The following is a 20,541-nucleotide window of genomic DNA, read 5'->3' on the forward strand; positions in this document are numbered from 1 at the left end:
AAGCCAGACGGGCGGTCCGTCTGGCTTTTACATTTATATCGCGGCGAGCTACCCCCGCAGCCGGAACAGCCTTAGGCTGTTCGCCACCACGATAAGGGCTGCTCCGGTATCGCTCAGCACCGCCATCCAAAGCGTCAGCAGATCCGGCACGATCAGCGCCAGTGCAGCCACTTTAATCAGCACCGCAAACCAGATATTCTGCTTAATAATGCGCAGCGCTTTCCGGCTGAGGCGGATCGTATACGGAAGCTTTTCAAGGTTGTCCGCCATCAGGACAATATCCGCCGCTTCCATCGAGGTGTCAGCTCCGGCACCGCCCATGGCAATGCCGATATCGGCGGTGGCAAGCGCCGGAGCGTCATTGATGCCGTCTCCGATCATGCCGACTCGCCGGCCTTCCTGCTGCAGGGTGCGTACGGCTTTTGCCTTATCCTCCGGCAGCAGCCCGGCCATATACCTATCAATGTTTGCCTGGCCCGCAATTTTCGCGGCAGTCCCTTCATTGTCGCCAGTAAGAACGGTCAACTCGCGAATACCGTTTTTATGAAGCGACTGTACTGCTCCCGAGGACATCGGGCGGATTTTATCGGCTACGCCTACATAGCCCAGCACGCTCTCCTCGTCGCCGACCAGCACAACAGTCATGCCTTCATTTTGAAGCTGTTGGATTTCTTCTTCGTATTTTTCTATCTGGACGCCCTTCTCTTTCAGCCACTCCGGCTTTCCGGCAGCATACAATTTGCCTTCAATCGTACCGGCCACCCCTTTCCCGGGCTCTGCATAAAAGTTTGTTCCTTCCCGGGAGGCCACTTTCTGTTCTCCGGCGTATGCTGTAATGGCACGACCGATGGGATGGTTCGAATACGCCTCCAGGGTCGAAGCAACCGACAGCAGCCGGTCTGCGTCGCCATCTGCCGCATACACTTTTTCCACGACCGGTTTTCCTTCCGTGAGCGTCCCAGTCTTGTCAAAGGCCAGGGCATTCAGTGTACCGGCGGCTTCAAGAAAGGCCCCGCCTTTAATCAGCACGCCCTGCTTAGCCGCATTGCCGATGGCTGAAACGATGGCGACAGGTGTTGAAATGACGAGCGCACACGGGCAGGCTACGACAAGCAGCGCCAGTCCCCGGTACACCCAGTCGGACCAGCCCCCAAAACCAATGGCCGGCGGCACCACAATCACCGCAATAGCAGCGGCAAACACGATCGGCGTATAAATCGCCGCAAACCGGTCCACAAAGCTCTGGGTCGGCGCCTGCTGCTCCTGCGCCTCTTCCACCAGATGAATGATTCTGGCAAGCGTCGTATCCTCCGGTCGTGCCGTCACTTCTACCTCCAGGCTGCCATAGTCATTCAGCGTACCGGCGTATACCGTATCCCCGGAGGCTTTATCGATCGGAAGCGACTCCCCGGTAATCGGGGACTGGTCAATCATGGAGGTGCCTGAACGGATGGTGCCGTCCAGCGGAATTTTTTCTCCCGGCTTAATCAGCATCGTCTGTCCTATCCGGACTTCCTCTACCGGACGCCGGACCCACGTGTCTCCTGTTTTCACCCAGGCTTCCGCCGGGGCCAGATCCATCAGGTGGCTGATCGATTTGCGCGTTTTCGCGACGGAATACTGTTGCAGCGCGTTCCCCAGCGCAAACAGCCAGACGACCAGGGCCCCTTCAAAATATTCTCCGATGAGCGGAGCGCCGATGGCGGCGCCCATCATGAGGACGTTCATATCAAGCGACCGGCTTTTGATAGCATAATAGGCACTTTTCGCCGGCTTGTAGCCTCCCACCACAATAACGGAAAGATACAAAAGAATCGAAATGAGCGCCGGAGCCGGCGTCAGTGAACTGGCAATACCGGCGAGCAGAAGCGCCCCGGAAACAATTGTGTTCGTCATTCCGCGGAGCGGGGAAGCCTCCGGCTGCCTGGAAGAAGAGTCTTCTTCTGTGACAGGAGCCGCTTCAAACCCAAGCCGCTCGACCTCACGTTTCACGGTATCCCGGGAAAGCTGATGGTCGATGACCATTTTTCCTGTCGTAAAATGCACCTGCACATCCCGCACGCCATCAAGCTGCGCAAAATGCTTATTCACCGTGGCCGCGCAGGAGCCGCAGTCCATGCCGTAAATATTATAGGTCTCGCCTGTATCCGCTGCCGGCACCTGCGTGCTGTACCCGAGCCGCTGCACGGTGTGCTGAATCGCTGCCGGAGCCACGGTCCCGTCCGTTGATACCTGCATACTGCCGGTAGTGTACTGTACTTTTGCCTCCTGGACGCCCGCCAGCCGCGAAACGCCCTTCTGCAGCGTCGCCGCACAGGAGGGGCAGTCCATCCCCTCTACCTGGAAGGTGTACGCATTTTCACCGGCATCAAAAGCTTCCGTTTCCTCTTCTTCCGTCGATGGGGCCGGTGTGCAGCAGCTGTCCTTCTCGGCTTCCTCATTTGAACTGCAGCAGGACGCTTCTTCGACCGGGGTCAGCTGGATGGAAAAAGACCGCGAAGCAGACGGCCGGCTGGATTCTTCTTCGCTGCAGCAGGAGCATCCTTCCTTTTCTTCTTCTTCGGTGGTTTTTCGTTCAAGGGTCTCGTCTTTAAACGCCAACTGACGTCTCCTCCCTTCCCGGTTCCATGCCCCCGAGCAGGTGAGGGATCTGGCTGCCGGAAAGAGTATAGAAAACCAGCTTCCCTTCGCGGCGGTAGGTGACAGCCCCTGCCTGCTTCAGAATCCGTAAATGATGCGACACGGTGGCGGTCGAGGTTCCCAAAATATTTGCCAGGTCACAGCCGCACAGCTCCCCTTCCACGCTGAGGGCGTAAGCTACTTTGTAACGGGTTTCGTCGGCAAGCACTTTAAACCACTGGGAGGCACTCCGCGCATCCACCTGCCCGACCTGTGTCTGGACACGGGACACCTTTTCCGGGTCGTAGCAATATATATCACACTGTTCCGTTGTTTTAGCCATTAAGATCTTCCTTTCAATTTAACAATTAAATGTTTGTTTAATTGAATCTTATACCTATTTAAGCAAACAGTCAAACAATTGTTTAATTGACAGCGCAAACTGTATTCAATTTAATATGAAGCTTTTGGCTCCGGTTCCATTATTTCCTTTACACGATGTTTAAATGACTCTAACATTCACTTCATAAATTCCATTTATAGTAAGGGGCGTGGAGTTATCCACGGTTACAAACATATAGGGGGTCATTGAATGAAGAAGTGGAAGCGTTCAACGAAAGCGGCTGTACTACTCGGGGCCAGCAGCCTTATTGCTGGTACTGCCGCGGCGTCGGAAAACGATGATGCAGACACTGCAGCCAAGGAAAATTCGAAGCAGGCATCGGAAGAAACGGAAGCGGAAAACGTCATCCTCATGGTTCCAGACGGGTTTTCGGACAGCGTGTCGAAAAACTACAGTCTTTATAAAGACGGAGAGCCGGTATGGGAAGAACGCGACATGACGACCGGCAAAGTGGACACTTCCTCTGCCGATTCTATTATTACGGACTCTGCCGCTGCGGGGACCGCATATGCTACTGGTGAACGTACTAACAACGGCATGATCAGCACAACGCCGGAGGGCGAAACAATGCCTTCCATTCTGGATGACGCCGCTGACATGGGCAAATCGACTGGGCTTGTCGCAACATCGACGATCACTCACGCGACCCCGGCCGTTTTTGCTTCTAACGTAGAAGACCGGAACAATTATACAGAAATCGCGAAACAGATGGCAGAAAACGAAAATTTGGACCTGATGTACGGCGGCGGACGTGAACACTTCCTGCCGGAATCTGAAGGCGGCATCCGGGAAGACGGAGAAAACTATGTGGATAAAGCCATTGATGCCGGCTTTGAATATGTAGAAACCGAGCGTGCGATGGAAGAAGCAGAAGGCGACCGGATCATGGGATTGTTTGCGGATGACGCTATGAACACTTCTATGGAGCAGAGCCCGGTGCAGCCGTCCCTTTCCGAAATGACCTCCTCGGCCATTGACCACTTATCGCAGAACGAAGACGGCTTTTTCCTGATGGTGGAAGGCAGCCAGATTGACTGGGCCGGCCACGCCAACGACCCTGCATGGATGATGTCTGATACCGAAGCTTTCGAAAAGGCCGTGGAAGAAGCGACAGCTTACTCGGAGGAGCATGAAGATACGCTCGTCGTTGTAGCGAGTGACCACGACACGGGCGGAAGCGCCAGCGAAGCGACAGAGGAAAACCACCCTTCCAAGCTGAAGGACGTAACGGCGACGGGAGCGGCGATGCAGGAGCAGGTGCTTCTCGGCGACGAGGAGCCTGCCGAAGTATTTGAAGAGCATACCGGCATGACGATGACGGACGAAGAAGAAACCATGGTGGAAGAAGCAGAATCGCTTGAGCTTGGCTTTAACCACGTGCTAAGTGAACGTTCCGGCATTGACTGGACAAGCACGGATCACACCGCTGTAGACATTACCGTTTATGCCGAAGGCCCGGGAGAAGAAGCGTTCTCCGGAAACTTGAAGAACACGGAAGTCTTTGACGCAATGCAGCAGGCGATGAAATAACGAAAATTACCACGAAGCGGTCTCCGGCATGGGGACCGCTTTTTGATAATAAAAAAAGCAGAGGCTCCCTCATCCGGAGTCTCTGCATATAACTCAGCTCATATAAGCATGAGCGCCATTAATTATCAAAAGCCCATTTCCACTTTTTCAGCCGCAGCTTCACTCGTTCGAGGAGGGTGCCTCCTTTATGGGAAGCGGTTTGAGGCTTTTCCACTACATCGAGGAAATTCCATCCGCCCCTTCCGTTCTCTGCATAAATCCACTGGGTTTTCTTATCGTAGTAATAGCGGAAGCCGTCATTGTCTTTCAAATGAAGCGACCGCTCCCCTTCCATTATAATGTGTAAGTATCCGTCACACGTTAACATAATGTCGTCCAGCGTAATATTTTCGCATTGGTCCTGCATAAAAAAATACCCCTTTCCATAGCACAAGCTTCTCCAGTGAAACCATGCGTTTGATAGTACTCAGTGACGCCATGGCTCTTGTGCTTGTCCTGCCCCCATACTTGTATTTTTGCGGCGAATGCCTGCTTTCATTTCCCCCATCTGCCAACTCCGCTGCCTGTTCTCTAATATCTTTATATATAACCCCGGAAGACGATAAGTAAACGTAATAATGATTGCAATGTATTTGTCCGGGGCCGGGCAGGGAATTTGCCAGTACGAATCAACGCCTGGGCCTGCCGGCATGAAAGTATTTTCCAGCCGGCTGTGGAACTTACTGCTTAGTATTTTTATATACTCTCACAGGTCCATATGTAATTTCAACAATGCACACTTGAAAATTATCTGCAACTGATAAAGCTTCTTTTCTTTCCTACTGCCGCAACGATTAGAGAAAGCACGGCTAGCTGCTGCGGCTGCTTTACATACAGGTTTTAGCGCTTCCCGCGGGCTCTGTCCACCGTCCAGTAAACAGCGCCGAGCGACAGCAGCGGCGCAAGCGGCAGCAGCAGTCCGCCTCCGGCGACATACAGCAGCGGAGCTGCCACGCCCAGGCTTCCGGTAAACACCGCCATTCGCGCACGCTTCCTCTGCCCGTATATCCATAGGCCGATGCCTGAAAGCACGATACAAAGCAACAAAAAGGTAACCATACATACTCTCCTTTGCTGGTAAATACTCCTGCCTGACGTATGTCAGCTTGAGTTCATTATTTCAAAATATGGAAAGATGAACCATCCCCAAAAAATTTATATTGTTCAAATAAAAAGACCAAAATAAAGCAGCGCCCCTATTATAGGGACGCTGTCTTGTTTCTAAGAAGCTTCCTGCTCCTGCGGCAGCACTTCAATCGTGTGAATATGGCCGTCCTCCACTTCCACGACCCGGAAGCGGAAATTCTGCTCGTCCACATAAACCCCTTCGTGAATTTCCTCGGCATGCTGCATATACATCCAGCCGCCAATCGTGTCCACATCCATATTCTCTTCAACACGAATCGGAAGCAGATCGTTTACTTCACTCAATAATACGTTGGAATTCAGCTTATAATGATGCTCGCCAAGGTGAACTACTTCCTCTTCTTCAGCGGTGTCAAATTCGTCTTTAATGTCACCGACAATTTCTTCAAGTATATCCTCAAGCGTTACAATACCGGAGGTCCCTCCGTATTCATCAAACAGCAGCGCCATCTGTGTACGCCTGCTTTGCATTTCAAGCATCAGATCATAAATCGGGGTATTTTCCATTACACGGATAATTGGAATCGCGATATCTGCCAGCTTTTGCTCGAGGAATGCTTCGTCTGCCGACGTTGGATCCATCAGCAGTTCTTTAATATGCACGCTGCCAATAATATGGTCCTTGTCTTCACCCATAACCGGATACCGGGTAAATGTAGCCTTCCGGATGACCGGGAGAGCTTCCTTAATCGTCTGATCTGCAGACAGTGCCACGATATCCGGCCTTGGCACCATCACCTCGCGGGCAACCCGGTCGTCAAACGTAAATATATTGTTGACATACTTGTATTCTGCCGAATTGATTTCTCCGCGTTTATAGCTTTCAGACAACAGCAGCTGCAGCTCTTCCTGGGAATGCACTTCTTCGTTCTCCGAGGCGGGCCGCAGGCCGAATGCACGGGTTAACAGGCGCGCAGATCCGTTTAACGTCCAGATAAACGGATACATGATCCAGTAAAACACCCGAATAGGGGTTGCAACGACCAGCGTTAAGGCTTCTGCTTTCTGAATAGCCAGTGTCTTTGGAGCGAGTTCCCCGACCACAACATGGACATACGTCACAAAGCCGAAGGCGATACCAAAGCTGAGCAGGGTAACTACTGTGTCCGACAGCGCCAGCTGCTCAAACAAGGGATGCAGCAGCCGCTCCACGGTCGGTTCACCAATCCACCCGAGGCCGAGCGCTGTCACGGTGATACCGAGCTGGCAGGCAGAAAGATACTCGTCCAGGTTGCTTGTCACTTTTTTCGCCGTCATCGCCCGCTTATTTCCTTCTTCAATCAACTGATCAATCCGGGAGCCGCGCACACGCACAATGGCAAATTCAGTACCGACAAAAAACGCTGTCAATGCAATCAAAACCACAAATATAGTTAAGTTCAGTGTAATCATTTTCCCTGTCCTTTAAAGAGACAGGCTTCACCTCCGTGATTAGGTTTTAGTTTTCTTTCAACGCTAATCCCGAACGGCTACTCCCGTTGTATCTGCAGCCATAACCTCCATGATCGGGGGTCATCCACACGGCCTCACCTCTGTATTCATAGTGATTTTAGTATAAGAGAAGCCTCCCCTGAAAGCAACTGCTTCTTTACTGGTTTCCCCGCTTCGCCAGATCTGCTGTCGGCTTCCGCACTGAAAATTTAAGGGGAAACCACAAATAATTGTGCTTTCCCCTTAACAGTTATCCGCTTATTCTACGGCTTTACCAATACTTTAAGTGCTTCGCGGTCATTCATCGCCCGGTAGCCTTCCGGAACGTCGTCAATTCCCATCGTGACGTCAAACACGCGGCCCGGATTGAGGGAACCGTCCAGAATGTCCGGCAGCAGTTCGTCCATATAGGCACGTGTCGGAGCAGGCCCTCCCGTGAGCGTAATATTGTGCCTGAAGAGACTCGCAAAGCCTACCCCTGCCTCTTCGTACTGCGGCGCGCCCACACGGCTGATCACGCCGCCGGGACGGACAACGCCCACGCTCATGTCATAGGCCGGCATCAGCCCGACACACTCCAGTACGACGTGGGTGCCTTCCCCATTCGTCAACTCGTGGACTTTGGCAATGCCTTCATCTCCGCGCTCGGAAACAACGTCGGTGGCACCGAATTCCACTCCGAGATCGGTACGCTCCTTGTGGCGCCCCATTAATATGATTTTTCGGGCTCCGAGCTTTTTCGCAGACAGCACCGCAAGCAGCCCGACGGCTCCGTCGCCTACGACCGTGACGGTGGTGTTTTCGTTTACGCCGCCCATCACTGCGGCATGGTAGCCGGTGCCGTAAACATCCGAAATCGTCAGCAGGGACGGAAGCAGCGGCGAATCATCACCGATCTCGTCCGGAAGCTTAAACATGCTTCCCTGCGCCTGCGGTATGCGTACGTATTCGGCCTGGCAGCCGCTCATAAATCCGCCGTTCATACAGGATGTCTGCAGCCCTTCCCGGCAGTACGGGCACGTATTGTCTCCATATGCAAATGGCACCACGACGAGATCCCCCTTCTTGAAGTCCGTCACGCCAGAGCCCATTTCTTCGATTCGGCCGATCACTTCGTGGCCCATCGGTTCGCCTCCGCCCTGTTCATCGGCATGCATATGGCGGTACGGATGCAGGTCGCTTCCACAGATACAGGCAGCGACGACTTTCAATACGCTGTCTGTCGATTCCTCGAGCTGCGGCTTCGGTACGTCTTCTACGCGGACGTCGCCCGCTTCGTACATGATATTTGCTTTCATAGCTGAGTCCCACCTTGTCATTAATATGTTTGTTCTTCCCCTCACTTCTCCGCAATCCCTGGAGAAGTGATGCATTCAGTGTAACCCGTACAGTCCGCTTTAAAGCAAGGAAAAGGCTTTACGCTTTTTCCCATAAGAAAAAACACCCCCATTGGTGGAGGTGCTTGTCTATTTCTCATTATATAAATTTTATTTTTCAGCCTTTAAGCTTGCGCCATAACGTGGACCGGTTAATATCCAGCCTTTGGGCCGCCCGGGTCTGGTTCATGTTTTCTTCCTGCAGCACCAAGTTGATTACTTGCTTCTCGATGTTATCCAGTGACTGATTCAGGTCCAGCAGTTCCCTGGCGCCATATGCGGATGCTGGATTAGTTTGAACGGCTTCCCTGGAAATGTACGGGCCTTCGGATTTTTTCACTCCCATTTCAACCATTTCCTGCAGTTCGTGCAAGTTCCCAGGCCAGCGATAGGATTTCCATTCCAGCAAAAGCCCGCTTTCCACTCCCACCACCTGTTTTCCGTATTTTGAATTGTTTCTGGCAATGAAGGTGCGTATATACTCAGGCAAATGCTCAATTCTCTCCCGTAAAGGCGGAAGCGAAAGCACGATGCTTTTCTTTTGAAACTTTTCCTGAAGCAGAGGTTGGTTGGTGTCTGCAGCAGCAAAAATAATTACCGCCACAGAATCAAAGGCAGCCTCAAAAAGCTGTTCCAGCCGTTCAGCTGAAAGTGCCTCCCAGTTTTTCATGTAAAACGTCCCGTTCCCCGATAAAATCATCGCTTCGAGCCGCTTCATCGCCATTTCATCGAAGTCTTTGTCCAGTATTACTTCCCATTGATTTTCAATATAGTTATTACGATAATGATGCAGGGCAGCAGCAATGGAACGCTTCCCTGTACCATTTTCACCCTGGAGAAAGTATACGGATTCCGTAAACTTCTTCGCCCGTTCCACAATGGAACGTACCCGCTCATCAGCTGTCGAAATTTGGCCAAAGGAGACAATGTCTGACTGAAGCGGCTGAATAACTAAACCGTTTTGTTCCACCCTGTATCTGTTTTCATCACTGATTTTCAGAAAATAAAGCCTTTCTTTTCCTTCAACTAAAAATTCCCCTTCTGCAATTACACTGCGTCCATTAATGCTAAAGTTTTCCTGAAGGAAGGCGTAATTCAGCATTTTTTGATGTAAGCTCTGTAAAATATCGTTTTTATCAGCATAATTACTTGCATGTGATGTTAATTGAAACAGGTTTAAAAAAGGCTGGTTGGCAAACATTAATTCTCCTGTTTCTTTAACAAGGGCAATACTTTCCGGTAGATGCTCCAGCAGATGGTGATAGCTTGTGTTCATGGCTTCCTGGTAAAGCAGCACGCTCCCGACTTCCTTAGCCTGAACCACAGCCTGTTCCACCGACTCCGGCCCGGAGGTGATCATGATTCCCTCCAGTCCAAAACGGCGGGCGGTTGTTAAAGTTACCGTGTCTCCAATGATAACTTGAATATTCCGGCTGATGGCATTTTCTACTGCCTGCTGCACTTCTTGAGAGCTGTGAATAACCTGATAGGAAATGGATATGCCAAGCAGCTCCGCCACCTGATTCACCCCATGGCAGACATTGGGGAATCCAATCAGCTCTATAGGGTCCTTCGAGTCTTTGAACAAAAGCAGCGTGCGCAAAATATCGTAGCCGGAAACATCAATTTCCACCACGGGCAGAGAGGACCGTTCACGCAGAATTTGCGCTGTCCCTCCCCGGCTGATCAATACATGATAACCCAGCTCCTCCAGACGCCGGGCCGGCTCCACAGCCTCCTCCAGGTCTGCTGACTCTACGTTTATCCTTACTTCCTGGTGAGAAGCACTAATCCTGGTTGCTACTTCCTTTAAGCCTTCATAAGGAGCTATAATTCCTATTTTCAACATTTGCTTACTCCCTTTAATGCAATTTTCTTCATATTTTACACGAAAAAAGGCACACTATGGAGAATGAATTATTTAGGAGCAAGCTCCGCTGCAATGGTGAGCGCCTCCAGAAGACTGCGCTCATCCGCGATATTTTTTCCTGCTATGTCAAAGGCAGTGCCGTGATCGACCGACGTGCGTATGACGCCGTAATTGAGGCCAACCGTAATGTTCACGCCGGCCTCCAGGCCCAGTACCTTCACCGGCGCATGGCCCTGGTCGTGATAACATGCTACGACGACGTCGAAATCGCCGCGTCCCGCACGAAAAAATAAAGTGTCTGCTGGATACGGCCCTTCCACATGGATGTCTTCCTCCTGAGCTTTTTGGATGCCCGGGAGCAGCTGTTTTTCTTCTTCGCCGTAGCCGAATAATCCGTTTTCCCCGGCATGCGGGTTAATGCCGCATACGGCAATTTTTGGCTGGGTAACACCGGCCTTGGAGAGCGTGTGGTGAGCTAGACGAATCACATTATACGTGCGTTCCGGCGTTATCGCTTCAATGGCATCCTTCAGCCCCAGATGGGTCGTTAGATGAATCACCTTTAGATTGGGAGCGGAAAGCATCATGGAATAATCCTCTGTTCCGGTCAGGTCCGCAAGGATTTCCGTGTGCCCCGGATAATTGTATCCTGCCCCCTGAAGAGCTTCTTTATTTAACGGCGCTGTACATATAGCATCAATACGCTTGGCCATGGCCAGCTGCACGGCTTTTTCCAAATATAAAAATGCATGCTTTCCTGCCTCAAAGGATAATTGCCCAAATGGAAGACCCGGGTCCAGATTTCCTACCTGGATGCAATAAATGACGGCCGGATCCGCTTTTGCTTCCGAGGGCTCCGATATCGACACCACCGTCTGGCCGGTGCCCGTTATTTTTATAACATCCTCTAAACGTCCGGTGTCACCAATTACCACGGGCGTGCAGTAGTCATAAACCGATGGGCCTGCTAAGGCTTTGACAATAATTTCCGGCCCTACGCCTGCCGCATCTCCCATCGTGATTCCAATAACTGGCTTTGTCATGTTAAAATCTCTCCTCTCAGCATTTCGATCGCATGCACGAATGTTTTTTCCGTCCCAAAAGCCCCTGCCTTCGTTATGGCGAGCGGATGGTAATATCCGTGCAGCCGTCCCAGGGGGATCCCCGGCTCAAACTCCTGGATCAGTTCAAATTCTGTACTCTCGAGCGAAAGACACACTGCTTTCGCTACGTCCCCGCCCGTCATGACGACCGCATCAAACGTATTAATATCGAACACCAGGCGAGTTAATTTGCCTAAACCTTCGGCAATTGTTTTCGTCGCTTCCACCATGGGCATATTTATCTCTTCTGCTTTATTTTTCACGTTCTCTACAGCCTCTGACGTGGTATCCGTCGAAATAAGCATCACTGGATGGCTGTGCTCTGAAACCGCCTGGAGCACTTCTTGGATGGAAGGCCCGGATTGCCACCCGGGATCCAGAAAAATCTCCGGAGGCACCGTCCACCCGGGATAACCCGCCTCGAGGTGAGCTTTTTGTTTTTGGGTGATATCACTCCGGCTGCCAGCAACAACCAACACGGATTCGCACTCGTGTAGCCGGTCTGCTTTTTCGGCTGATGATTCGCTCCCGCTTAAACGATAAATCTCGGGTAAAAATTTCATTATCCCCGCGGATCCTGCCCAGATGAGGTCATATCCGGCAGCTGCAAGCGCACGGCTTTGATCTACCATCTGCTTCTCCGTTTCCCCGTCAAAGCTGAGATATACCACGCCCTCCGTTTTCAGGCGTTTCAGCAGTGCCGGAAGCTCCACGGAGGATATTTCCCCTTCCGTAAGGTGATAAGCTTTATTACTGCTTTGTGCCTGAAGGAGATCGATGACTGCTGAAGAAATGACGCTCTGATTCGGAAGCGTAGATATGCCGGTCTCTGTTAAAGATTTGCCGTTAACATATAAATCCCCGTTTATCACCCTTCTTCCGTTCTCGGGATATGCGGGGTTCACCAGAATAAAATCCGGGGAAAAAGCCTCATATAAGGCGTCTAATTCTGTTCCAATGTTTCCTCTCATCGTAGAATCAATTTTTTTATACATTAATTTCGGAGGGCTTTCTGTCAATGGACGGACAGCATCTTTGACGGTCCGGTAGGCTTGCTCAGAAGCCATTTCCCTTGAATCTGTGTCAATAATGAGCGCTTCTTTATGCACAAACGCATTTGTATCACTTGCATTTACAGCCACCGACGGCCGGTAGCCGTACCGGGCGCACTGCACCCCGGAGTCATTGGCTCCCGTTAAGTCGTCAGCCACAATACATATATCCATATTAAAATCACCTCGTCTGGCAAAAATAAGAGGACTTCATGTTTTGAAATCCCCTCATTTTACGTTAAATGTCATTGAAGATACGCTTGAAGTTTTCCTTTTTTCTCCAATCGTTTTACAAGAAAGCCTACGTAAATAGGCAGCAGGATAGCAGTAGTTACAACGCTCGCTGCGACCTGGACAGTGGCCACAGATTCCACACTGGCGAAGGCGGCATTGGCCGAAGCTATCGCTGCCGGAGTGGCAACTGAGTTTCCTGCTGAAGAGCCCTCCGATGCGCCTACAATCGGGTTCCAGTTGAACAGTTTGAATACCCAGTAGCCAGCGCTGCCGGTAAGAAATACAGTCATCAGCCCGAGCACGATCCCGCCGAGCCCACCGGCTAAAATGTCCGCAAAGTTAATCCCCATCCCCAGCGCGAAGGCGAAAAACGGAATTAACATATTGCTTCCGGAATCCAGAAAATCTCTCATTTCTTCATCCAGGTTACCGAGCACCGCGCCAATGATAATTGGCAGTAGCACGGCGACAAAATCAACAACCGAGAACAGGCCGTCCACAAAGCCAATCGCACCAAATATCGATAAGGCAACCATGGTTAAAAAAGGACCGTCGTTAAGCGCCAGTATGGAATAGGCCGCCCGGTCATCTCCTTTTCCGTACTGGCCGACTAGCGCTACATACAATCCACCGTTACTGTTGGTCATAGCTGCGATGATAGCGAGCGGAGCCAGGCCAAGGAATAAACCGTCCGTGCCGGCAAAGGCGTAGGCGATTAAACCGAAGGCTGCCCCTACCACCCATTTCACTGTTAATAATGTGACCCCTTTACCCACAGTGGTTCCGACGTTTCTTACATTAATCTGCGCCCCTGCACAAAGTAAAAATAAAGCAATTAAAACCAGCGCGCCATCGACAAAAAGCGCCTGGGTAAAGCCTCCAATCCTCAGCATACCAGGTGCAAAGGTGTTAATCAGAGCCCCAAGCAATAATGGCACGACCATCATGCCGCCAGGGATTTTCTCCATGTTCGCTTTAATACGCATTATACAACCTCCTTTTAATATTTGCAATTTGCAACAGTAAATATAATAACGCTTACATGTTGAAATATAAAACATACTAATCAATTATTCAACTGTGAAAGCGGATTTTTTAAAAATAGTTGCAAAATTAAACGAATTATAGAATAGCTGTTCGAGGTTTTAATGGAGGCAAAATAAAAAAGAAGCCGGATAATATCCAGCTTCAAGCGTTTTGTTACGACTTTTTTTGCTCGTTCTCTCTTCTTTATTTTTTGCTCTAATTCATCATTTGTCCATAGAATTTAGACAAATTGCCTGCCAGATGTGCTAACAGGTTTTTCGAGTCTTTGAGAGCTTCCTGCAGGGTGGAAGGACCTTCGCTGACGCTAAAAACGGCTGTAATTCCTTCCTCATATACACTTTCAAAGCCTTCCCCAAGCTGGCCGCATATCGCAATCACTGGAATCGATGGATTTATTTTTTGCACGGCTTTCGCAACACCCACCGGCGTTTTTCCGAAAGCGCTCTGGAAGTCTATTTTTCCCTCTCCCGTAATGACTAAGGAAGCGCCCTGCACCCGTTCATAGAAATTGTTTTCTTTTAAAATAAATGAAATCCCCGACTCCAGCCGGCCTTTCAAACACCCGGCCAGTCCGGCCGCCAGACCTCCAGCCGCTCCCATATGAGGTTGTTCACCTACAGCTTTATTTGTATAGGTGTTAAGTACTTTGCCGAATGTGCTTAATGCTTTTTCCAGCGAAGCCATGGCTGCTTCAGATGCTCCTTTTTGCGGACCAAACGTGTAGCTTGCTCCCCGCGGCCCGGTTAAAGGGTTATCTACATCACATAAACCGATTATTTCTTTCTTTGCCAGCCGCGGATCCAGCGAAGTCATGTCCAATGTATCGAGCTGTTTTAAAAACACTCCGCCGTACGGAAGCTCCTGGTGGTTGTTATCCAGCAGCTTCCCTCCTAACGCCTGCAGCATGCCGGCTCCACCGTCGTTCGTACCGCTTCCTCCGAGTCCAATGAGGATCCGGTCAACATCATAATCCAGGCAGGCCTTGATGAGTTCCCCTGTTCCATAGGAAGTAGCGAGGGAGGGATTTCGTTCACCCTCAGGTATTTTATCCAGGCCTGAGGCAGAAGCTACGTCTATAACAGCGGTACTATGTTTCTTAGAAATATGCATCGAGGCGGTGATCGGCTTCATCAGCGGATCATGAGCCGGCACTTGAATTTCTTCTGTACCCAATGCGTGCTGCAGTGCTTCTGAAGTCCCCTCTCCTCCGTCTGCCATCGAAATAATATCAAATTCCACTTTTTGCGAGGAAAATTGTTCCCATCCCTGACGAAAATAATTTGCCACCTCCACTGAACTTAAGCTTTCTTTAAACGAATCCGAAGCAATGACGATTTTCATAGTTTTCCTCCATTGACGGTATTGAAATATTACATAACGCTTAAATTGCCAAAAACAATTGGCACAAAATACAAGACGATCAAGCAGGAAATAACAATACATATTAAGTTTAACCAAATCCCTGCTGATGCCATTTTACTCATCTTCACGTAACCGCTTGCAAATACAATCGCATTCGGCGGAGCCGCTACCGGGAACATGAAAGCAAAAGTCGCACCCATGCAGGCAGCAATCATTAAGACGACCGGATCCGTGCCGAGTGTCGCAGCTCCTGCTGCTACAATTGGATAAACCATGGTCGATGTCGCTGTATTGGAGGTGAATTCGGTGAGCAGGGTAATCAATCCAATGATAAACAGTAATATGATAAACAGTGGTGCGTTGGAAAAAGCAACGAGCTTTTCACCAAGCCAGCTATCCAGGCCGCTGTTTGTAATACCAGCAGCAAGCGCGAGCCCGCCTCCAAACAGCCATAAAATTCCCCATGGCAGCTTTAAAGCTGTATTCCAATCCAGGATTGTGTCTTTTTTATTTTTGGATGGAATAAGAAAAAGCAATAAAGCGCCGCATAATGCAATAATGGTGTCATTAATGCCCGGAATGAAGTTTTCCAATAGAAAGCTTCTCGTAATCCAGGCAAACGCCGTCAGCGAAAAAATCGTAAGTACAATTTTTTCTTCATACTGTGTCTTCCCCAGGTTACGAAGTTCTTCTTTAATAATTTCCCTGCCGCCGGGAATGTGATTAACTTTCATCGGAAAAGCTATTTTGATCAGATAAAACCACACTAACGGGACCAGCAGGACTACTAATGGCACGCCAAACATCATCCAAGTGGCGAAAGCAATTTGCACGTCGTATAAATTATTTAACGTTGCCGCTAAAATCGTGTTGGCTGGCGCTCCAATTAATGTGCCAAACCCTCCGATCGTAGCTGCATACGCTGTACCAAGCATCAAAGCCGTACCAAACGGAAACACGCCGGGTGAGGTATCGATTTCTGTCTCTTTTAAAGAATCTGACACATGTTTGGCTACCGCAATACTGATCGGTACCATCATCATTGTGGTCGCGGTATTGGAGATCCACATTGATAAAAATCCGGTGGCGATCATAAACCCGAGAATGATTGTGTTGGGGTTGGTACCGACAAAAGCAATAACGCTTAGGGCGATACGTTTATGCAGGTTCCATTTCTCCATCGTTAAAGCGATCATGAAGCTTCCCGCAAACAAGAAAATGAGCGGATCGCCGTAGGAAGCTGTAACTCCTTCCATTTCCATAATGCCGAGTACCGGAAACAAGACGATCGGCAGCAAGGAAGTTACCGGAATCGGCAGTGCTTCCGTTACCCACCACGTGGCAATCCAGGCGATCATTCCAAGCATGGAGACCGCTTCTTCAGACATGGTTTCCGGCTGAACAACGAACTGTATCAATAAGAAAAGCAACGGGCCTAAAAATAACCCGATCAATTGTAATTTGGAATACAGCCGGGGTTGATTGGGCGGGTTTGGCTCTTCCTGTTCCAGCTCCTGGCGTTCGGCTTCCCGGACATTATCTGCATGCTTTGGATCAGGCTGCGAAAACGTTAAGATTTTGACGCTGTTTTTTAATTGACTTTTAACTTGGTCATTCCAATGCCAAAGGTGGTTCCAGGTTTTTGTGAAATTCATTTCTTTCCCTCCCTGTTATTGATAACGCTTTCATTAACCAAATCTTATATTAGCGTATACGTTAAGTCAATTATTTTTCTTATTATCTCTAATTTTATTTTTTTATTGACTTTTACGTATACGTTATAGATAATGAAGTCAAATACAAAAAAGGTGGGAAAAAAATGGACAATCAAAAAACTCATCAACTAGCGATTATTCCAGGAGACGGTATAGGAAAAGAAGTGGTACAGGAAGGGATCCGGGTATTAGATTTCATCAGCAAACATTCTCCAAACAATTTCAATTTTGAAACCGATTACTTTCCATGGGGCTGCGAATACTATCTCGAGCATGGCCGTATGATGGATGAGGATGGGCTTGAGAGGTTGAAAAATTATGATGCTATTTATTTCGGGGCTGTGGGTTTCCCGGGCGTACCCGACCATGTGAGCTTATGGGGACTCCGCATTGCGATATGCCAGGGCTTTGACCAGTGGGCAAACATTCGTCCTGTTGAATTTCTCCCTGGAGTGCCGAGCAAGCTAAACCACCCGGACACAGATACGCTGAACTGGGTGCTCGTTCGCGAAAACTCCGAAGGCGAATACTCCGGTATTGGCGGCAGAAACTTTACCGGCCGGGGTCCTGGCAAGGAAGTAGCTGTCCAGTCTTCTCTTTTTACCGAAGAAGGCTGCGAACGTGTTATTCGTTACGCTTTCGACTTAGCGAGAACCAGAAAGCAGAAAAAAGTAACGAGCGTTACAAAGAGTAATGCCCAACAATATGGCATGGTGCTGTGGGACGAAGTATTTGCGAGAGTCAGCAAGGAATATCCGGACGTCGAGACGGACCAGTGGCTGGTAGATGCCATGGCTGCCAACTTTGTTCTCCATCCGGAGGACCTCGAAGTAGTTGTTGCCTCCAACCTGCTAGCAGATATTCTTTCTGATTTAGGAAGTGCTCTTGCCGGAAGTCTTGGCATCGCTGCCAGTGCGAACCTGGATCCGGAGCGCAGATATCCAAGCATGTTTGAATCCGTCCACGGATCCGCACCGGACATCGCCGGTAAAGGCATCGCAAACCCTATCGGTGCGATCGGAAGCGCATCACTTATGCTTGAACAGCTCGGCTATGCCGAAGAAGCCCAGCTCGTCAATCAATCTATCCGGGATGCAACGGCCGCCGGTTATTTAACAGCTGACATCGGAGGAAATACCTCCACCAAAGAAATGACTGACGCTATCCTGGAAGCCCTCGCGAAGGTTTACGTCAAAGCGTAATAAAGCGCAAATAAAAGAATAAAAGTATAACACCTCCTTTTTAACCGAAAAGGAGGTGTTATACTTTTATATGAACGGATAGAAACTTATATACAGGGAGAGGCTTTCGATGAACACTAACGATTATTCCCCTTCAATTCTTTATGATGAAACCCTGCACCAGCATTTAACACAGCTTTCTTCTTCCATAGAAGAAAAGCGCCTGCCTCAAAAAGCGTATCAAATTATCCGGCAGGCGATTCGGAATCTTTACCTTCCCCCGGAAAAAATGGTTCTAGAAAGGGAGATGGCGGAGGTTTTGGATATGAGCCGCACGCCGGTACGCGAAGCCTTGATACGTCTGCAGACCGAAGGCTTAGTGCGGGTCATCCCCCGTAAGGGCTTCGCAGTTACCCCTATTGAACGTAAGAACTTAATGGAAATCTACGAAATTGCGGAGAGCCTGGACGGCCTGGCTGCCGAGTTGGCTGTCCGAAATACAAACGAGGGGACCCTTTCCCAGCTCGAAGCTTTAATTTCGGAACAGAAAACCGCTCTGGAAAGCAAAAACCTGAAAAACTGGGCTATTCTGGACGATGATTTTCATTCACGAATCATTCAAGCGGCCGGAAACGAGCGGCTGAACGATTTAATCGAATTTCACGCCGATCATTTATTCCGGGCCCGTTTATATACCGTAAATAAACGCCCGCTCCCCACCAATTCGATTTTAGAGCATGAAGCAATTGTGGCCTGCCTAAAAACAAACGACGGCAAAGCGGCCAGAACCATTATGGAGTCCCACCGGCGCCGAGCCAGCCGGGACATTTTAAACGTTATTGACTGACTTCAGAGAGAAAATTTTTATTATTTACACAAATAAGCCGCCTCTATTCGCTTAGAGACGGCTCCTCGTTATTTCTTCATATAAATGACTGATACCGCTGGAAGCTTCTTTTCGTAAAACAACAGCCAATGCTCCTGACGAAGATCTAACTTTTTTCACGGCGTCTATCTGTTCTAAACTGCTAACTTTGTCGCTTATTTCTTTAGCATGTACTGGAAATGGCTGCGTTTGGCTTACTTGTCGGACCAGCGCAGATATCTTCATTTCACAGCCATTTGCCGCCAAACAGGTTATTACCGCCTGGTTCAAATCCTGAGTGCGCATAGATTCTTTCTTTTCCCTTCTCCTGCCTAATACTGCTATTAATTGGTGAACAGGCCCATCGCTCAAAGGCTTCCGAAGCTGCTCCCACATAAAGCACTTCTTTGACGGGCCCATTCATCAATTCTTCACTTACTTCCCAAAAATAAACGGTCTCTGATTCCTGAAGAATACGAATATAGGGGTCCACCCGGTGGCGCTCTGTACAGGGAATGGAAAGATATACTCTGTCTTTCCGCAAAAGTGCTTCTCCAAGATCCCAATGCAGTGCTTTTGACAAACTGCGTAATGCTTTTTGAATTTTATAATGCTGCAAGGAGACCACCATTGTCTCTCTCCCTTTCTGTCTGCGTTATTTGTTACCTTTGAGCGGTGAACGTACGGTACTGTCTGGGTGTGCATCCGTAGACGCTTTTGAAGCATACCCCAAAATAACTGGCGCTCGAAAACCGCAGCCGTTCAGCGATGGCTTTTACCGGACTCGTTGTAGTCTGCAGGAGATATGCCGCCTCCTGTATTCGTTTCTGGGTCACGTAGTTTGGGATGGACATGCCAAGCTCTTCGTTCACCAGCCGGGAGATATGGCTTTTGGAGACCTCCAGCTGGCCTACGAGGATGTTCGTATTTAACGCCTGGTAGAGCTGCTGCTCCACAAGCGTAATAAATCTGGAAATGATCGGATTATTATAGGCTTGTATGTCTTCATTCCAGGTGGTATCAAGCATCCCGTCGACCAATACATTGATTCCTTCAAAAAATTCCTCTTCCAGGTTCCACTCTTCCATAACATTAATCAGGGCTACTGAGGCGGCAAGCGCTTTTTTATCAAACGAAAAGGTTTGAGTATAGCGGTCCAGAAATCCGCCTATTAAAAAGAAATAATACTGCTTCAGCACCTGCAGCCGCTTCTCATCTTCCGGCTCGAGCGAAATAATCCGGTATATTGTCGCGAGCTCTTTTTTAGCTTCTTTTTTCCGGCTGCGGAAAATACAGTCGAAAAAACGGTTTTGTGCCTTATAAAGCTCCACCAGCTCCTCGTTTTCTGCCTGGTTCATTTTCTCTATTTCCTGTTCGTATTGCGAACGGAATCGTTCATAATTCTTAGTCATCACGGACGTTCCTTTATTTTATATTGATCTGCCCTTTTTAATGTACTATAGCCCACATGCATAATCTATCAATTACGTTCTAGAAACTATCAATAATTCATCTTTTCTATTAATAATAGCGGATTATAATATACACTGGCATAATAAAAATGCACC

The 20,541-nt window shown here is 49.3% G+C and carries 18 protein-coding genes; 3 read left to right on the top strand and 15 right to left on the bottom strand.

What is annotated here, in order from left to right; genetic code table 11:
* Nucleotides 1–48: 48 nt before the first annotated feature.
* Complete coding sequence (locus ACTTK6_RS02850; protein WP_462832600.1) at nt 49–2,601, bottom strand: heavy metal translocating P-type ATPase; 2,553 nt, start codon at nt 2,599–2,601, stop codon at nt 49–51.
* On the bottom strand, nt 2,591–2,962 hold the full coding sequence (locus ACTTK6_RS02855; RefSeq protein ID WP_462832601.1) for an ArsR/SmtB family transcription factor: 372 nt from the start codon (nt 2,960–2,962) through the stop codon (nt 2,591–2,593). The genes ACTTK6_RS02850 and ACTTK6_RS02855 overlap by 11 nt, the downstream gene beginning before the upstream one ends.
* Before the next feature lie 249 nt (nt 2,963–3,211).
* Here ACTTK6_RS02855 and ACTTK6_RS02860 point away from each other — a divergent pair, with 249 nt between their 5' ends.
* Nucleotides 3,212–4,552 carry an alkaline phosphatase gene (locus ACTTK6_RS02860; protein ID WP_462832602.1) on the top strand — a complete coding sequence of 447 codons (1,341 nt, stop codon included), beginning with the start codon at nt 3,212–3,214 and terminating at the stop codon, nt 4,550–4,552.
* 118 nt (nt 4,553–4,670) lie between these two features.
* Here ACTTK6_RS02860 and ACTTK6_RS02865 read toward each other — a convergent pair whose 3' ends face one another.
* From ACTTK6_RS02865 to ACTTK6_RS02910, 10 genes are all read right to left on the bottom strand, one after another.
* Nucleotides 4,671–4,958 carry a hypothetical protein gene (locus ACTTK6_RS02865; protein WP_079476400.1) on the bottom strand — a complete coding sequence of 96 codons (288 nt, stop codon included), beginning with the start codon at nt 4,956–4,958 and terminating at the stop codon, nt 4,671–4,673.
* A 473-nt stretch (nt 4,959–5,431) separates the two neighbouring features.
* Nucleotides 5,432–5,650, bottom strand: a complete 219-nt coding sequence (locus tag ACTTK6_RS02870) for a hypothetical protein (protein ID WP_462832603.1) — start codon at nt 5,648–5,650, stop codon at nt 5,432–5,434.
* Between the two features lie 162 nt (nt 5,651–5,812).
* The gene (locus tag ACTTK6_RS02875; protein ID WP_462832604.1) at nt 5,813–7,129 is read right to left on the bottom strand and encodes a hemolysin family protein; all 1,317 of its coding nucleotides are present in this window, start codon (nt 7,127–7,129) and stop codon (nt 5,813–5,815) included.
* 302 nt (nt 7,130–7,431) lie between these two features.
* Nucleotides 7,432–8,466 (bottom strand): zinc-binding dehydrogenase, encoded by a 1,035-nt coding sequence (locus tag ACTTK6_RS02880; protein WP_462832605.1) that lies wholly within the window; start codon nt 8,464–8,466, stop codon nt 7,432–7,434.
* Between the two features lie 196 nt (nt 8,467–8,662).
* Nucleotides 8,663–10,393 (bottom strand): PrpR N-terminal domain-containing protein, encoded by a 1,731-nt coding sequence (locus ACTTK6_RS02885; RefSeq protein ID WP_462832606.1) that lies wholly within the window; start codon nt 10,391–10,393, stop codon nt 8,663–8,665.
* Nucleotides 10,394–10,461: 68 nt separating this feature from the next.
* Entirely contained in the window at nt 10,462–11,457 is a 996-nt protein-coding gene (gene pdxA / locus ACTTK6_RS02890; RefSeq protein ID WP_462832607.1) for a 4-hydroxythreonine-4-phosphate dehydrogenase PdxA, read from the bottom strand.
* Nucleotides 11,454–12,743 carry a four-carbon acid sugar kinase family protein gene (locus tag ACTTK6_RS02895; protein WP_462832608.1) on the bottom strand — a complete coding sequence of 430 codons (1,290 nt, stop codon included), beginning with the start codon at nt 12,741–12,743 and terminating at the stop codon, nt 11,454–11,456. Before ACTTK6_RS02895 ends, pdxA begins: the two co-directional genes overlap by 4 nt.
* Before the next feature lie 71 nt (nt 12,744–12,814).
* The gene (locus ACTTK6_RS02900) at nt 12,815–13,789 is read right to left on the bottom strand and encodes a 2-keto-3-deoxygluconate permease (protein WP_079476394.1); all 975 of its coding nucleotides are present in this window, start codon (nt 13,787–13,789) and stop codon (nt 12,815–12,817) included.
* A 256-nt stretch (nt 13,790–14,045) separates the two neighbouring features.
* A complete protein-coding gene (locus tag ACTTK6_RS02905) occupies nt 14,046–15,191 on the bottom strand; it encodes a glycerate kinase family protein (protein ID WP_462832609.1) in 1,146 nt (381 codons plus the stop codon).
* A 29-nt stretch (nt 15,192–15,220) separates the two neighbouring features.
* Entirely contained in the window at nt 15,221–16,867 is a 1,647-nt protein-coding gene (locus ACTTK6_RS02910) for an SLC13 family permease (protein WP_462832610.1), read from the bottom strand.
* A gap of 164 nt (nt 16,868–17,031) precedes the next feature.
* On the opposite strand from ACTTK6_RS02910, the gene ACTTK6_RS02915 reads away from it, so the two are divergent.
* On the top strand, nt 17,032–18,129 hold the full coding sequence (locus tag ACTTK6_RS02915) for a tartrate dehydrogenase (RefSeq protein WP_462832611.1): 1,098 nt from the start codon (nt 17,032–17,034) through the stop codon (nt 18,127–18,129).
* 109 nt (nt 18,130–18,238) lie between these two features.
* Nucleotides 18,239–18,955 (top strand): GntR family transcriptional regulator, encoded by a 717-nt coding sequence (locus ACTTK6_RS02920; RefSeq protein ID WP_079476390.1) that lies wholly within the window; start codon nt 18,239–18,241, stop codon nt 18,953–18,955.
* 51 nt (nt 18,956–19,006) lie between these two features.
* Here the strand turns inward: ACTTK6_RS02920 and ACTTK6_RS02925 are convergent, their stop codons facing one another.
* Genes ACTTK6_RS02925 through ACTTK6_RS02935 form a run of 3 tightly spaced genes read right to left on the bottom strand, consistent with a single transcriptional unit; the run spans nt 19,007 to nt 20,385 of the window.
* Nucleotides 19,007–19,279 (bottom strand): hypothetical protein, encoded by a 273-nt coding sequence (locus ACTTK6_RS02925; protein WP_462832612.1) that lies wholly within the window; start codon nt 19,277–19,279, stop codon nt 19,007–19,009.
* Nucleotides 19,221–19,604 carry a hypothetical protein gene (locus ACTTK6_RS02930; protein WP_462832613.1) on the bottom strand — a complete coding sequence of 128 codons (384 nt, stop codon included), beginning with the start codon at nt 19,602–19,604 and terminating at the stop codon, nt 19,221–19,223. Before ACTTK6_RS02930 ends, ACTTK6_RS02925 begins: the two co-directional genes overlap by 59 nt.
* 31 nt (nt 19,605–19,635) lie before the next feature.
* Nucleotides 19,636–20,385, bottom strand: a complete 750-nt coding sequence (locus ACTTK6_RS02935; protein WP_094908383.1) for a helix-turn-helix domain-containing protein — start codon at nt 20,383–20,385, stop codon at nt 19,636–19,638.
* Between the last annotated feature and the right edge of the window lie 156 nt (nt 20,386–20,541).

This window comes from Marinococcus salis, from assembly GCF_054971365.1.